Annotated in this window: 15 protein-coding genes; 11 read left to right on the top strand and 4 right to left on the bottom strand. The window is 66.3% G+C overall.

Annotation, left to right across the window (positions count from 1 at the left end; all coding sequences use genetic code 11):
- Nucleotides 1-45: 45 nt before the first annotated feature.
- On the bottom strand, nucleotides 46-228 hold the full coding sequence (locus ABID37_RS22810; RefSeq protein ID WP_354199022.1) for a hypothetical protein: 183 nt from the start codon (nucleotides 226-228) through the stop codon (nucleotides 46-48).
- 475 nt (nucleotides 229-703) lie between these two features.
- Between ABID37_RS22810 and ABID37_RS22805 the strand changes: the two genes are divergently transcribed.
- Nucleotides 704-2,833 (top strand): ParB/RepB/Spo0J family partition protein, encoded by a 2,130-nt coding sequence (locus ABID37_RS22805; protein WP_354199020.1) that lies wholly within the window; start codon nucleotides 704-706, stop codon nucleotides 2,831-2,833.
- 114 nt (nucleotides 2,834-2,947) lie between these two features.
- Here ABID37_RS22805 and ABID37_RS22800 read toward each other — a convergent pair whose 3' ends face one another.
- Nucleotides 2,948-3,118, bottom strand: a complete 171-nt coding sequence (locus ABID37_RS22800; RefSeq protein WP_354199018.1) for a hypothetical protein — start codon at nucleotides 3,116-3,118, stop codon at nucleotides 2,948-2,950.
- A gap of 59 nt (nucleotides 3,119-3,177) precedes the next feature.
- Here ABID37_RS22800 and ABID37_RS22795 point away from each other — a divergent pair, with 59 nt between their 5' ends.
- Together ABID37_RS22795 and ABID37_RS22790 are read left to right on the top strand one after the other, a co-directional pair.
- Nucleotides 3,178-3,591, top strand: a complete 414-nt coding sequence (locus ABID37_RS22795) for a hypothetical protein (RefSeq protein ID WP_354199016.1) — start codon at nucleotides 3,178-3,180, stop codon at nucleotides 3,589-3,591.
- Nucleotides 3,588-3,812, top strand: a complete 225-nt coding sequence (locus ABID37_RS22790; protein ID WP_354199014.1) for a DUF6117 family protein — start codon at nucleotides 3,588-3,590, stop codon at nucleotides 3,810-3,812. The genes ABID37_RS22795 and ABID37_RS22790 overlap by 4 nt, the downstream gene beginning before the upstream one ends.
- Nucleotides 3,813-3,897: 85 nt before the next feature.
- On the opposite strand, the gene ABID37_RS22785 is transcribed toward ABID37_RS22790, so the two are convergent.
- A complete protein-coding gene (locus tag ABID37_RS22785; RefSeq protein ID WP_354199012.1) occupies nucleotides 3,898-4,257 on the bottom strand; it encodes a hypothetical protein in 360 nt (119 codons plus the stop codon).
- Nucleotides 4,258-4,473: 216 nt separating this feature from the next.
- Here ABID37_RS22785 and ABID37_RS22780 point away from each other — a divergent pair, with 216 nt between their 5' ends.
- The 3 genes from ABID37_RS22780 to ABID37_RS22770 all read left to right on the top strand — a co-directional run bounded on the left by ABID37_RS22780 (nucleotide 4,474) and on the right by ABID37_RS22770 (nucleotide 11,049).
- A complete protein-coding gene (locus tag ABID37_RS22780; protein ID WP_354199010.1) occupies nucleotides 4,474-8,793 on the top strand; it encodes a strawberry notch-like NTP hydrolase domain-containing protein in 4,320 nt (1,439 codons plus the stop codon).
- A complete protein-coding gene (locus tag ABID37_RS22775; RefSeq protein WP_354199008.1) occupies nucleotides 8,793-9,830 on the top strand; it encodes a DUF7146 domain-containing protein in 1,038 nt (345 codons plus the stop codon). Before ABID37_RS22780 ends, ABID37_RS22775 begins: the two co-directional genes overlap by 1 nt.
- Before the next feature lie 295 nt (nucleotides 9,831-10,125).
- Nucleotides 10,126-11,049 (top strand): DUF2493 domain-containing protein, encoded by a 924-nt coding sequence (locus ABID37_RS22770; protein ID WP_354199006.1) that lies wholly within the window; start codon nucleotides 10,126-10,128, stop codon nucleotides 11,047-11,049.
- 71 nt (nucleotides 11,050-11,120) lie between these two features.
- Here ABID37_RS22770 and ABID37_RS22765 read toward each other — a convergent pair whose 3' ends face one another.
- Nucleotides 11,121-11,330, bottom strand: coding sequence for a hypothetical protein (locus tag ABID37_RS22765; RefSeq protein WP_354199004.1), 210 nt, complete (start codon nucleotides 11,328-11,330; stop codon nucleotides 11,121-11,123).
- A gap of 310 nt (nucleotides 11,331-11,640) precedes the next feature.
- On the opposite strand from ABID37_RS22765, the gene ABID37_RS22760 reads away from it, so the two are divergent.
- From ABID37_RS22760 to ABID37_RS22740, 5 genes are all read left to right on the top strand, one after another.
- Nucleotides 11,641-11,808 carry a hypothetical protein gene (locus ABID37_RS22760; protein ID WP_354199002.1) on the top strand — a complete coding sequence of 56 codons (168 nt, stop codon included), beginning with the start codon at nucleotides 11,641-11,643 and terminating at the stop codon, nucleotides 11,806-11,808.
- A 141-nt stretch (nucleotides 11,809-11,949) separates the two neighbouring features.
- On the top strand, nucleotides 11,950-12,393 hold the full coding sequence (locus tag ABID37_RS22755; protein WP_354199129.1) for a hypothetical protein: 444 nt from the start codon (nucleotides 11,950-11,952) through the stop codon (nucleotides 12,391-12,393).
- Between the two features lie 571 nt (nucleotides 12,394-12,964).
- Nucleotides 12,965-13,291: a DUF736 domain-containing protein gene (locus tag ABID37_RS22750; protein WP_354199000.1), complete on the top strand. Its 327-nt coding sequence runs from the start codon at nucleotides 12,965-12,967 to the stop codon at nucleotides 13,289-13,291.
- Between the two features lie 185 nt (nucleotides 13,292-13,476).
- Nucleotides 13,477-13,719: a helix-turn-helix domain-containing protein gene (locus ABID37_RS22745; RefSeq protein WP_354198998.1), complete on the top strand. Its 243-nt coding sequence runs from the start codon at nucleotides 13,477-13,479 to the stop codon at nucleotides 13,717-13,719.
- A gap of 119 nt (nucleotides 13,720-13,838) precedes the next feature.
- The gene (locus ABID37_RS22740) at nucleotides 13,839-14,102 is read left to right on the top strand and encodes a DNA -binding domain-containing protein (RefSeq protein ID WP_354198996.1); all 264 of its coding nucleotides are present in this window, start codon (nucleotides 13,839-13,841) and stop codon (nucleotides 14,100-14,102) included.
- Nucleotides 14,103-14,154: the final 52 nt, after the last annotated feature.

Here is a 14,154-nt window from a genome sequence, read left to right as displayed (position 1 = left end):
AGGTCTGGAAATCCAAGACGGCGTCTCGATCCGTATTACCGCCTGTCAGAGGCTATCCTTCATGATACCGGCCCATGCGGCGAGGATCGTGCCCTCAAGATCGTCGTCCTCGGCGACGACGACGCTGAACACGCCCATCATATCGGCGAATTCCCTGGTCTGCAGATGGCCTCTCGCTTGCAGCGCCGTCACCAGCATCGTCAGCGCCTTGCCCTGTGCGGTGATCATGGCACGTTCGGTCCGCGTCAGCCGATACGGGCGAGTCCTTCCCCGATCTTTCTGTCGGCTGATCCAGCGCCACGGCACCGGCTTCCTCTCGCCTGCGACGTTAGTGTCCATAGCCTCCTCCCGACCGCCGCGGCCTGGCGCCGGGACGGTTGAACACGCGTGAACACTGGGAACCGCGCCCCACGTATTTCCCGCGCCGGGCCAAGCCCGACGCTCAAGGGTCTTCTATTCCGTGGGCCGCCCGACATGGTCGGAGGCCCAGTGTTCAATCGCACGATGCGGCCGGAGCGGTGTTCAAGCCGCCTGCGGCTTTCGTCCTATGGCACAGGAATCTGTTCCTGAACATCCGTGGCGCTGGAGCCCGGCGCCAGGCGTGGCCGCCCCGGCAGAAGAGAGGAAGAGGAGGGCCGGAATTTCGTGACGGGTTGGAGGTCGAGAGAGAGGCTTTCGGCCGCCCGTCGCGGAGTAAATCCCGATGGCTACTGCCGTTCAGAAGATCACCCTGTCGTCCTCGCGCGACATTCCCTTCAACAAGCTGGTGCTCAGCCAGTCGAACGTCCGCCGCGTGAAGGCCGGCGTCTCGATCGAGGACCTGGCGGCCTCGATCGCCCGGCGCGGCCTGATCCAGAGTCTCAGCGTCTTCCCCGTCGTTGACGCCGAGGGCGTTGAGACCGGCATGTTCGAGGTGCCCGCCGGCGGCCGCCGCTTCCGTGCGCTCGAACTGCTGGTGAAGCAGAAGCGTCTCGCCAAGGTCGCGCCCGTGCCGTGCGTGGTCCGCGATCGCGACGGGACCATCCTCCCCGAGGAGGTGTCGCTCGCCGAGAATATCGAGCGCGCACCGCTCCATCCGCTCGACCAGTTCCGCGCCTTCCACGACATGTTGACCAAGGGCATGACCGAGGAAGAGATCGCGGCCGCCTTCTTCGTGTCGGCCCAGGTCGTGAAGCAGCGGCTCCGCCTCGTTTCAGTCGCGCCGGCGCTGCTCGACATCTACGCCGAGGACGGCATGACGCTGGAGCAGCTCATGGCCTTCACCGTCTCGCACGACCATGAGCGTCAGCACCAGGTGTGGGACGCGATCAAGGATTCGTGGTCCAAGGAGCCTTATCAGATCCGGCGCATGCTGACCGAAACCACGGTCCGGGCCTCCGACAAGCGCGCCGTCTTCGTCACGCCCGGAGCCTATGAGGCGGCGGGCGGCGTCATCACGCGCGATCTGTTCCAGTCCGACGATGGCGGCTGGCTGCAGGATGCAGCGCTGCTCGACCGTCTCGTCGGCGAGAAGCTCAAGGCCGCGGCAGAGTCCGTCGCGGCCGAAGGCTGGAAGTGGGTCGAAGTCGCGGTGGGCTTTCCCTACGACGCGACGCGTGGCCTTCGGGAGCTTCGCGGCGAGCCCCTCGACCTGACCGCCGAAGAACAGGCCACGATCGACGCGCTGAACGCGGAACACCAGAAGCTCGAAGCCGAATATGAGGACGCCGACGAACTCCCGGACGATGTCGATCAACGCCTTGGCGAGATCGAGACCGCCCTGGGGGCTTTCGAGACCCGGCCTGTCCGCTATGAGGCCGAGGATATCGCCCGCGGCGGTGTCTTCATCAGCCTCGCCCATGACGGCCGCCTGGACATCGATCGCGGTTATGTCCGGCCCGAGGATGAAGCCCCATCTGCGCCGGACGGCGGCGACGCGTCGGACACCGAGGCCGATTCGGCCCAGCCTGCGGTCCAGCGCGCTGTCATCACCATCGGCGGCCAGCCCGTCGACGCGGAGGACGACGAGGACGAGGTCATCAAGCCCTTGCCGGATCGCCTCGTGACGGAGCTGACCGCACATCGCACGCTCGCGTTGCGCAACGCGCTTGCCGAGAACCCGCACGTCGCCATGACCGCGCTGCTGCACAAGCTGGTCTCCGACACGTTCCAGCACCGCATGCATGGCGGGGCGCTGGAGGCTACCGTCCGCCATGTCTTCTTCCTCGTCCAGGACGAGGCCCTGAAGGACAGTCCCTCCGCTCGGGCCGTGCATGAGCGGCACGAAGGCTGGGCCGGCGATATCCCGGAAGAGGACGACGCGCTCTGGAACTGGCTGGCAGCGCTCGACGACGCCAGCCGCATGGCGCTGCTGGCGCATTGCGTCAGCTACGGCGTCAACGCGCTTTATGAGAAGCCCAACCCCTACGGCGGGAACGGCGTCTCCCAGCATGGTCTGGACATGCGGCTCGGCCAGGCCGACCGGCTGGCGCGTGCGACCGGCCTCGACATGATCGAGGTCGGATGGCGCCCGACGGTGGGCAACTATCTCGGCCGCGTCACCAAGCCTCGCATCCTCCAGGCGGTTCGCGAAGGTGCGGGCGAACAGGCCGCCCAGCTCATCGACCACCTGAAGAAGGGCGACATGGCCAAGGAGGCCGAACGGCTTCTGGCCGACACGGGCTGGCTTCCCGAGCCTCTGCGCCTGGTCGACGACGAGGCGCCCGCAGCCGGCGTCGATGCTGGCGCCGGCGAGGATGAGGGCGCCGCGCTCCCCGCTTTCCTCGCGGGCGATGACGAGGAGACCCCCGCCGACCCTGAAGACGACGAAAACCACCTCGTCGCCGCCGAATGACACCGCGCGGGGCGGCGACGGCCGCCCCGCCCATTCCTCAAACCGATGGAGCATCGCCATGATCCAATGCAATCCGCCACCAAGGCGCGTCGTCTTCCAGTACCTCGTGCCTGTTCATGTCGAGGTCGAGGATGGCGAGGTCGCCCGGGTAACGATCATCGACGAAACCCGGTTCGCCACGCCACCGTCGTCGAAGGCGACACCGCCTATCTCGACGAGGCCGTGCGAGCCGCCGACGACGGCCAATCCTGGCCATCCTGGCAATTCGGCTACTAGCCCAGCCATCAGATCCCCGTTCCCAGCCCGGCCATCGCACCGGGCTTTTTTCGTTTCAGGAGCCCGAAATGACGCAACACCGCATTCACTTTTCCGAACTGCTTGATGTCGGCAGGCCGGACAACGTCGGACGTGCATTCGCCATCTACAAGGCGCTGATGGCCGAGAACGCCGGCGAGGATCCGCCGGCCGAGACCTTTCAGCTTTCGGTATCGCCCGAATACGGAGCTACACGGCTTTGGCTCTACGACGCCGGCGGCGGCGATCCGCAACTGGTCATCACCTTCGTGACGCGCTGCGCCCGCGCGCTCGGCCTCACAGGCGCCTGGAGCATGCAATGGGCCGGCGTCGCCTCCCGGCCCGTCGTCGACGGCTTCTCCGGCGGAGCCCATATCCTCGATCTGGCCTCGGGTCAGACGATCGCATGGATGAGCACAGGCCGCTGGCTCGCCGACCTTTCTCCGGCGGGAGGCGCGCGATGAGCATCCCCGATCATGCCCGGGCCAATTTCCAGACGCTCCTGCGCGCCGCGACGAGCGGTGACCTGGCGCTCATGGAATGCACTGACATCGCCACCGGCGAGCCCCGATATGTCATCTGCGCGGTCGGACGGGATCATGGCGAATTCGTCTTCACGCCGTTTGGCCATCTGGCCGACGGCAATCCGTTCGAGATCTACCGCCCGCCGGAGACCTCGACCTAGCGACCAACTCTGCCGGCGAGGGCCGCGGCCGCACCGCGAACCCGCGAGACCCGGACCGGCCGCGCACGCGATTGCGGCACCCCCTCTACCAGACGGCCACCTCCCACTGTCCGTCCACCTGCGCAAAACCGACCGGCCTGTTCAGCGGAACGGCGTTCGGCCTGGTCGGATCCAGCACGACTTGCGTCATGCAGGTGACGCCGGGGCCGACGCCGCCCGGCGAACAGTCGCCAAGCTTCAATGTCGCGTTCGCAAGCGACGGGCCTGCGAACAGGCGGTGACGCCGGACGGCGGCAGTGGCCTGTTCTTCGCTCGGCTGCGCGAAGTCGGCGGCAACCGTCGCAGATGCGGCGATGGGCGAGATGACGGGCCTGAGCACGAACCCCGCCCCGAATCCGACCGCCAGGCAAGCCGCTCCGAACATGCTGATCGCGCTGCCCTTCACGTCGTCTCTCCTCTTCAACGTCCGCGCGGCGGACCCTGACGCCCGCTGCGGTTTTTTCCTCAGAGAGCCTAGCGTTCCATCCACGCCTCCGGAAGGCGGAGCAATCCGGGGCGCTCGCCAGAGCCAGAGGGGGGCCGGGACGGGTTTGAGCCCGTCCGGTCGAGAGAGAGAGCGCCGGGCCGGCTCGTCCGTCTCCAGCTCTCCGAGGTGTTCCTCATGCTACATGCCCTTATCCCGCCCGCGGCCTCGCTGCCGCTTGTCCCGCAAACGCCGACCGCCGCCGGTATCCTCGCCGCCGCCGAGCGGATCCTCTTTCATCTCGAACAGGGCCGCGCCGTCGACGCCGCGATGCTGCGCAGCGCCATGGAGGACGCCTTCGGCGCATCCGACGCCGCCGGCGCCTGGGACTGGAAAGCGGCCTACGAGGCCTGCGAAACCGCCACCGTCATGTTTCTGCGCAAATTCGGAAAGCCGCTTTTCCGTAAAGCCGCTTCCCCGGCTTCACGCCTGTCGGCGCTGGCCAGGATCGTCGCGCTCCTGCCGACGCACACGCGTCGATCCGAAGAAACCCAGGCCTTCCAGCAATTCTCGACGCCAGTCCCGCTGGGTCTTGCCGCGCTGACGGCGGCGCGGTTGACTCCGATCGACCGCGTGCTCGAACCGTCCGCCGGCACCGGCCTGCTCGCGATCCTCGCCGAGACCGCGGGCGCCGCCATCATCCTCAACGAGCTGGCCGAGACCCGGGCCCAACTGCTGTCATCTCTCTTTCCGGCAGCGGCCGTCACGCGCTTCGACGCCGCCCAGATCGACGACCATCTCGATCCGGCCGCGGTCCCGAGCGTGGTCATCATGAACCCGCCGTTCTCGGTGATGGCGAACGTCACCGGGCGCGTCGCCGACGCCGCCTATCGGCATATCGCCTCTGCGCTCGTCCGGCTCGCCGAGGGCGGACGCCTGGTCGCGATCACCGGCGCGAATTTTTCCCCCGAAACGCCGGCCTGGCGCGACGCCTTCGTCCGGCTGCAGGTGCGCGGCCGTGTCGTCTTCACCGCAGCGATCGCCGGCTCGGTCTACGCCAAGCACGGGACGACCTTCGAAACCCGCCTGACGGTGATCGACAAGAGGCCGGCCGACGATCCGGGAGCCTTCCCGGAATCGGCCGGGATCGCTCCGGACGTCGCGACGCTTCTCGGCTGGATCGACGCACGGCTACCCGCACGCCTTCCGGTTTCGATCGCGCGTGCCGCCACAGCCCCGGCCTCCTCGCCCCGCACCGTGCGGGGCTATCTCGCGCGCGCCGCAGCCGCCATGCCCGCCCGCGGCACGATCCATGTCGAGGGCGCGCCGGTCGAGTATGAAACCGTGGACTGGACGCCGCCCGAGGGCGGCCGGCTGTCGGACTCGATCTACGAGGCCTATGCCCTCCAGTCGATCCGCATCCCAGACGCGCAGCCCCATCCGACCAAGTTGGTGCAATCGGCCGCCATGGCATCGGTCGCGCCGCCGAAGCCGAGCTATCGCCCGACGCTTCCGGCCGCGATCGTGACAGACGGCGTCCTGTCCGACGCCCAGATCGAGACGGTGATCTATGCGGGCGAGGCCCACAGCGAATTTCTCGCCGGCGCTTGGACCGTGGACGAAACCGCGGACATCCTCACCGCGGCCCCGGACGATGCGCCAAGCGCGGTCCGCTTCCGACGCGGCTTCATGCTGGGCGATGGCACCGGCGCCGGCAAGGGCCGTCAGTCGGCGGGCATCATCCTCGACAACTGGCTCAAGGGACGCCGCAAGGCCATCTGGATTTCGAAGTCCGACAAGCTTCTGGAAGACGCCCAGCGCGACTGGTCGGCGCTCGGAATGGAACGGCTGCTCGTCACGCCGCTGTCCCGTTTCCCGCAGGGGACTTCGATACGGCTGAACGAAGGCATCCTTTTCGCCACCTATTCCACGCTGCGGTCCGACGACCGCGGGGAGAAGCTTTCGCGCGTCAAGCAGATCGTTGAATGGTTGGGCTCCGATTTCGACGGAGTGATCATTTTCGACGAAAGCCATGCCATGCAGAACGCCGCAGGCGGCAAGGGAGAACGCGGCGATGTCGCCCCGTCGCAGCAAGGCCGCGCGGGGCTTCGGCTCCAGCACGCGCTTCCGAGCGCCCGTGTCGTCTACGTGTCGGCGACCGGCGCCACCACCGTTCACAATCTCGCGTATGCCCAGCGGCTTGGCCTGTGGGGCGGCGAGGATTTTCCCTTTGCCAACCGCGCCGAATTCGTCGAGGCGGTCGATAACGGCGGCGTGGCGGCGATGGAGGTTCTGGCCCGGGATCTGCGGGCGCTCGGCCTCTACACGGCCCGGTCGCTTTCCTATGACGGCGTCGAATATGAGCTCGTGGAGCACAAACTCACCTCCGAGCAGACGCGCATCTATGACGCCTATGCGGGCGCCTTCGCCATCATCCATAATCATCTCGACGCGGCGATGCAGGCCGCCAACATCACCGGTGACAGCGGCACGCTGAACCGGCAGGCGAAGTCGGCCGCGCGCTCGGCCTTCGAGAGCGCCAAGCAGCGCTTCTTCGGTCATCTCCTGACCAGCATGAAAACGCCGACGTTGATCCGCTCCATCGAGCAGGATCTGGCCGAGGGTCATTCCGCCGTCGTCCAGATCGTATCGACGGGCGAAGCGCTGATGGAACGGCGCCTTGCCGAAATCCCCACCGAAGAATGGAACGACGTGCGGGTCGACATCACGCCGCGCGAATATGTGCTGGACTATCTGGCCCACTCCTTCCCGGTGCAGCTCTATGAGCCGTTCTCCGACAGTGAAGGCAATCTGTCGTCGCGACCGGTCTATCGCGACGGCCAGCCCGTCGAAAGCCGCGAGGCCGTCGCCCGCCGGGACGAGCTGGTCGAGCGCCTCGCATCGCTGCCGCCCGTCCCGGGAGCGCTCGATCAGATCGTTCAGCGCTTCGGCGTCGATGTCGTCGCCGAGGTCACCGGCCGGTCGCGACGTGTGGTCCGCAAGGGCGAGCGCCTCGTTGTCGAGAACCGGGCAGCATCCGCCAATCTCGCCGAGGCGGCCGCGTTCATGGACGACCAGAAGCGCATTCTCGTCTTCTCGGACGCCGGCGGCACGGGCCGCAGCTACCACGCGGATCTCGGCGTCCGGAACCAGCGCCTGCGCATTCATTATTTGCTGGAGCCGGGCTGGAAGGCGGACGCTGCAATCCAGGGGCTCGGCCGTACCAACCGCACCAACCAGGCGCAGCCGCCGCTCTTCCGGCCGATCACCACCGACGTGAAGGCCGAGAAGCGCTTCCTCTCCACCATCGCGCGCCGGCTCGACACGCTCGGCGCCATTACGCGCGGCCAGCGCCAGACCGGCGGCCAGGGCCTCTTCCGCGCCGAGGACAACCTTGAGTCCCACTATGCCCGCGATGCCCTGCGCCAGCTCTATCTGCTGCTCGTTCGCGGCAAGGTCGAGGGCTGCTCGCTTGACCGCTTCGAGACGGCTACCGGACTGAAGCTCATGGACGACAGCGGCATCAAGGACGAGCTTCCGGCCATCACGACCTTCCTCAATCGCCTGCTGGCGCTGACGATCGAGCTGCAGGGCATCCTGTTCACCGCCTTCGAACAGCTTCTCACGGCGAAGATCGAGGGTGCGATGCGCAGCGGCCACTATGACGTCGGGCTGGAGACGCTGCAGGCCGAGAGCTTCGTGGTGACCGACAGCCAGGTCATCCATGTCCATCCCGGCACCGGGGCGGAGACGCGGCTGCTGACCATCACGCGCCGGGAGCGCAACCGCCCGATGGGGCTGTCCGATGCGCTCAACCATCTCTCCGATCCCCGCGCGCGGCTGCTCGTCAACGGCCGGTCCGGACGCGCCGCCGTACAGATTCCGGCTCCGTCGATGATGCTCGACGATGGCGAGATCGAGCGGCGCGTCTGCCTGGTCCGGCCCATGGAGCAGCATTATGCGCCGCTGCGCATGATGATTGAGAGCCATTGGGAGGACGCCGACCGCGATCGCTTCGCCGCCGCATGGGAGGTCGAACTCGGCGACATCCCGGAATTCTCCGACAGCACGATCCACATCGTCTTCGGACTGCTTTTGCCGATCTGGAAGCGCCTGCCCGACGACTCGACGCGGGTCTATCGTCTCCAGACCGATGCCGGCGAGCGCATCATCGGCCGCCGCGTGTCGCCAGCCTGGGCCGCGAATGCCGTCACCACGGGCGCCGCTTCGCTGACGCCGGAGGAGGCCTTCGCCGCTCTGATGGACGGCACGACCATCCTCGATCTCGCCGATGGGCTCCAGCTCCGCCGCGCTCGCGTCATGAGCGCCCAACGTCTGGAACTGACCGGCTTCACCGAGGCCATGCGGGACCGGCTGCGGGCCTATGGCCTCTTCAGCGAGATTATCTCGTGGAAGCTCCGCTTCTTCGTTCCGGTCGACGCCGCCGGCCCGGGCATCCTCGCCAAGTTGCTCGACACCTTCCCGGTGGCGCGCATATCCGAGCGGGAGGCGGCGTGATGTCCCGTCATGATGCTTCCGATCTTGCGCAGCGCCTCGGCCGGCAGGCCGAGGCGGTCTGCCGCCACTACCTCTCGAACGGACGGCGCGAGGGCCGCTACTGGCTGGTGGGCGATGCGCGCAACGCGCGCGGCCGCTCGCTGTATGTCCGCCTTCAGGACTCTCCGAAGGGCCGTGCCGGAAAGTGGACCGATGCCGCCACCGGCGAGCACGGCGACCTTCTCGATGTGATCCGCGAAAGCTGCGGTCTCGTCGATTTCAAGGATGTCGCCGACGAGGCGCGCGCTTTTCTCAAAATGCCTCCGCCTCAGCCGGAGATCCGGCAGCAGCCGCGCCAGAATCCGGCGCCGCAAGGTTCTCCCGAAGCCGCCCGACGCCTGGTACGGATGTCTCAGCCGATCCATGGCACGCTCGTACAGACGTATCTCCGGGAGCGCGGCATTACGGATTTACGCGGAACCGGAAGCCTGCATTATCACCCCCGCTGCTATTATCGCCCGGACGAGCACTCTGTCACCGAAACCTGGCCGGCCATGATCGCGGCGGTCACCGACCTCGACGGACGTATCACCGGGGCGCATCGCACCTGGCTCGATCCGCACCGACGCGACAAGGCGCCGATCGACACGCCAAGACGGGCGATGGGCGATCTTCTCGGCAATGCGGTCCGCTTCGGGGTCGGGGCCGAAGTGATGGCGGCTGGAGAAGGCATCGAGACCGTGCTGTCGATCAGGCAGATCTTGCCTGAAATGCCGATGCTGGCGGCGCTCTCGGCCGCACATCTCGCTGCCGTCCTGTTCCCGGATACGCTGCGCAGGCTCTACATCCTACGCGACAACGACCCGGCCGGTGACGGCGCACGTGACAGTCTGGTCGAAAGAGCCAATGCGGTCGGGATCGAGGCGATCGTCATCTCGCCCCAGCTCGGCGATTTCAACGAGGATCTGCGCACCCTCGGCATCGACGCCCTGCGAAGCCAGACCCGCATGCAGATCGGGCCGCAGGATGTGGCGCGTTTCATGGCGCTGGCGGCATAGCCGGCAAGGAGGAAGGTGGTGGTGATGGTCGCCGTGCCGTCGCGATGCGCCAACCGTCTGAGAGGACCGCGCCTCGGCCTTCTAGAGGGCGATCGGCCCACAGTCGGGCCAGTCCCGCAATGGCGCCGCCCGGCTATTTTCCGGCGCGGCCTGACGGCCGCTTTCCATCGCGAGGCAAAATAGCCGGCCTTAGCCATCAGGCCCTGCGCTGCGCTCCGGGTGCAGGGCCGTCCCGCCGGTGGGCTTCGTCGCCATGAAGGCCGCGACGGTCGCGGTCCAATCGACGGAGCATCCCATGAACGAGCACGACGACTTCGAACCCCACCACGAATCCTCCCCCACCGACCACGTCCTCAACGAACTGCAGCTCCACGGCTACCGGCCTTTTTCCGACGAACCGGACCAGCGGCTTCTTCCGGACGGCAACGCGGTCGCAGGCGCCGTCGCCGACATCTTCGACGCCCTGATCGTGACGCTGGAGGACACGCGCCTCGAACCCGACCTCGACGATCTCCTCTGGTCGACCGTCAATGTCTTCCATCGCGCCACCGAACGGATCGCACGCGAACTCGACGACAATGAGCAGGCGCAGAAGCGCTCGCAGCGGGAACAGGACGGCAGCGAGGTCAAGTCAGTCGAACTCGAGCGTCAGATCGCGGAAGGCAAGACGCTCATCGAACGCCAGAACGCCTTCGAACTGATGCGCGACCAGGCCGCCGAGCATTACGAGCGCCACGCCGGAAAGCCCTGGCTGCCGCGCAGCGGATCGAAGGTCAACCATCGCCATCTCACCTCGGCCATGATCGACAGCCGTGACTTCCTCATGGCGAAGAAGCGCGCAGAGCAGGAGGTGCTCCTTCCTCCCGGTCCGAAGATCGTCGTCACCGGCGGGCTCGACTTCAATGATCATCGGCTGATCTGGGCCAAACTCGACCAGGTGCATGAAAAGCACCCCGATATGGTGCTGGTTCACGGCAAGTCCCCGAAGGGAGCCGAAAAGATCGCCTCGCTCTGGGCGAAGAACCGCAACGTCCCGCAAATCGGCTTCGCTCCGGACTGGACGAAACACGGCCGCGCGGCGCCCTTCAAGCGCAACGATCAGATGCTGGAAATCCTGCCGAAGGGCGTGATGCACTTCCCCGGCACGGGCATCAACGACAACCTCGCTGACAAGGCGAAGAAGCTCGGCATCCCGGTCTGGGCATTCGGCGGCGCGTAAGCGCCGCCCTTCCCACACGCATTTCTGCAGTTGCGGAAAGGCGTCTCGTCGCCATTCCGTATTTGCGCCTTTCAGTCGGCCTCGCCCGTCACCGCAATCCGCGCCGATCGCGTATAGTGCGCCAATTCCGTGTCGTTCTCGATCAGGCTGTCCAGCAGCGCCTTCATATCGCTCTGGTCGGAGCTCGACTGGAACGGGCCCGGCATGCGTTCGATCGCAAGCACGGCGATCGCCAGCGCCTTCTTCACCAGATGCAGATCACGGCCCGCAAACTCAGTCATCGCCAGTCCTCATACCGCTCCTCGCCGTCGAAGTAATGATAACCCGAGGCGGCACTTACTGTGAGAGCAAAACGCAGCCGGCCCGCGTCAGAGAGGCCGCCGGATCGGTTCTGCAGCGACAACCACCCCCGCTTACCTGCGCTGATCCTCGGTCCGGCCGGGGCCTGACGCCATCAACCCGTAAAGGGTCGGACTACGCGAAGCGTGCCGCCGCGTGGGCTTCGCCCGCGCGGTGATCGCGGCCCCGGCCGGACCCATCGGGCGCCTGTCAGCGGGGGATGGTCCTCCGCCCCGAACAGGAGCCGGATCGATGTCCCTCATTGACGCACAAGCCTTCGCCTTCAGCCTCGCCACCACGCTCATGGCCGCAATCGTCATCTTCCGCGCCGGCGACGGCACGCACGCGGTGATGCCCACCAGTGAGTATGACGGCGACATCGCGGAGATCGTCCATGAGATCGACCCCTTCGCCGCCTGAACGGCGAAGGATCGACGCGCCGGGCGGAAATCACCACGATTTCCGCTCCCGGAGCCGCCGATCTTGCGCTACACTGCGTTCGCGCCGTGGTGGTGGTGGAAGGCGCGACCGTCAGACCTTCTCGTCACGGAGACGACCACCATGATCATCCTCGCTATACTTGCTTCCCTGGCTTCCATCGGCCTGCTCTGCTGGCTGTTGTTCGCGCTTGCTGTCTTCGCATTGCCTGTGTTTCTCGGTATCGCAGCCGGCTCCTGGGCGCACGACACCGGCGCCGGCGTCGCCGGCGCGCTCCTGACCGGCATCGCCGCGGCGATCGCCACGCTCGCCTTCGGCCAGCTCATGATCGCCTTCGCGCGCCCGATCTGGCTCAAGCTCCTGGTCGCCGTCGTTTTCGTCGCGCCGGCCGCAATCGCAGGCTTCCACGCGACCCATGGCGTCGTAAAGCACCTCATGCCGTCGGAAGCCTGGCAGATCAGCTTCTCGGTCCTCGGCGCCGTCACAGTCGGCATTACCGCCTTTGTCCGGGTCGTGGGCATGGCGGCGGCCACCGGTCCGTCCGGCCGGGATCTCGCGCGGGCCTGACGGCATGGAGGACGTGTAGGCAGGACCAGACCAGTGACCGCATCTTGTCCTGCGCTGAAGAGCGGGTCCGAGGCATGGCGTCGGCGCAGGGAACATCGTGGCGGGCACAGACAGGCGCGGCCCTCATTGGAGCGTCGAGCAAATAGCGCTGTCGAACGCACGCGACAGGCCACTCGGAAGGGTGCGTTTCTCCGGTTGGCGGAAGAGGAGCGACGAGCACGCACCTGCCGGGACAGAGGATCCCGACGATCCGTGCGAGACCCGATGCGATGCCGTCCCGAAGGTCGAGGGGGTCGCCACATCTCCCTTTTTTCTCCGTGCATCAACCGCTCCAAACGGCCTCTTCAATGGCCTGATCTGGCCGAAGGCCGGCTGCGCCTCGATCGCCTATGACGCAACAGCCGCGTCAAACTTTCTTCCCCTGTCGGCTGCGCCGCCATTCCTCGCGGGACAAGAAAGCCCTCCTTAGCCGTCAAGCCCCTGCGGGGTGCGCCGTCGATCGCCTCCGGCCAACCGATCGCCATCGAGGCCGCAATGGTGCGGGCTCGAATACGGAAAACGGAGATTTAAAATGGCGACCATCGGCACCTTCAAGAAGACCGGATCGAACGAGTTCACCGGCGAAATCGTCACCCTCAGCGTCCAGGCCAAGAACGTGCGGATGGTTCTGGACACCCGCGCCACCGGCGAGAATGCCCCCAGCCACCGGGTCCTGGTCGGCCGCGCCGAGATCGGCGCCGCCTGGTCCAAGCGCTCCAACGAGGGCCGCGACTATCTGGGCCTCAAGCTCGACGATCCGAGCTTCAACGCCCCCATCTACGCCAAGCTCTTCGACGACGAGGACGGCGAGACCTTCTCGCTGATCTGGTCCCGGCCCAACGGTCGCCGACGCGACTGAAGCGCCGCGCAAGACCCCGGCCGGAAGGCCGGGGTCTTCTAGCGCCAGAACGACCGAATCAGTTGCCGGTAATTCTGCGATCACCGCCTGGCCAAAGCGGCAAATAAGTGGCCAGCCGGCACAAGAACGACTATTATAGTCGTAGTTCTGGCGTGCGCTTAGGTCCGGGTGGGAGGTGATCATGCATGATCACCGCCCGACAATCGCGGGCCGCACGCGCGCTACTGGGTTGGACGCAGGAGACGCTCGCTGACAAGGCTCGAGTATCGCTGACCGCGCTGAAGCGCCTCGAATCCGCAAGCGGACTCGAGGTCTATGAGAGCACGCGCGACGAGGTCAGACGGGCATTCGAACGAGCCGGCATCGTCTTCATGCGCTCCGACCAGAGCGTGGGAGTAGTGCTGGTCCATGGAAATCAGACGGACTGACCTTCGAAATCGGGCCTTATGCACAGCTCCGTCCGTGGTTGCTTCTTTTCGCTTTTCCTTGGTCAAATCAGCGTTAACAAAATCCTCCAGAATGGATAGATCGAGCATCGGGGGATGCCGTGACCAAGTTTGACTTTCTCGATCAGCCGCCCGGCGGCGCAGCACTGACCGCTTACGATCGGTCCCATCTGAAGCTCTATCTGCGTCTGCTCGACGCCGACGCGGCCGGAGCTCATTGGGAGGAGGTCGTCGAGACGCTGTTCGGCATCTCGCCCAGCGCCGAACCCGATCGCGCCGCGCGCGTCCACGCGACGCATCTCGCTCGCGCAAAATGGATGACCCAGAACGGTTTCTGCGAGCTTCTCGGATCCCGTCTGCATTGAGGTGATGCGATTTATGCATCACCTTGCTTCCACTCCGTGCTTCCCGCGTCAA

Source organism: Aquamicrobium terrae (assembly GCF_040545735.1).
GTDB classification, from domain to species: domain Bacteria; phylum Pseudomonadota; class Alphaproteobacteria; order Rhizobiales; family Rhizobiaceae; genus Mesorhizobium; species Mesorhizobium terrae_A.
Note: the sequence above shows the minus strand (reverse complement) of the source record. Positions and strands in the feature narration are given on the sequence as shown.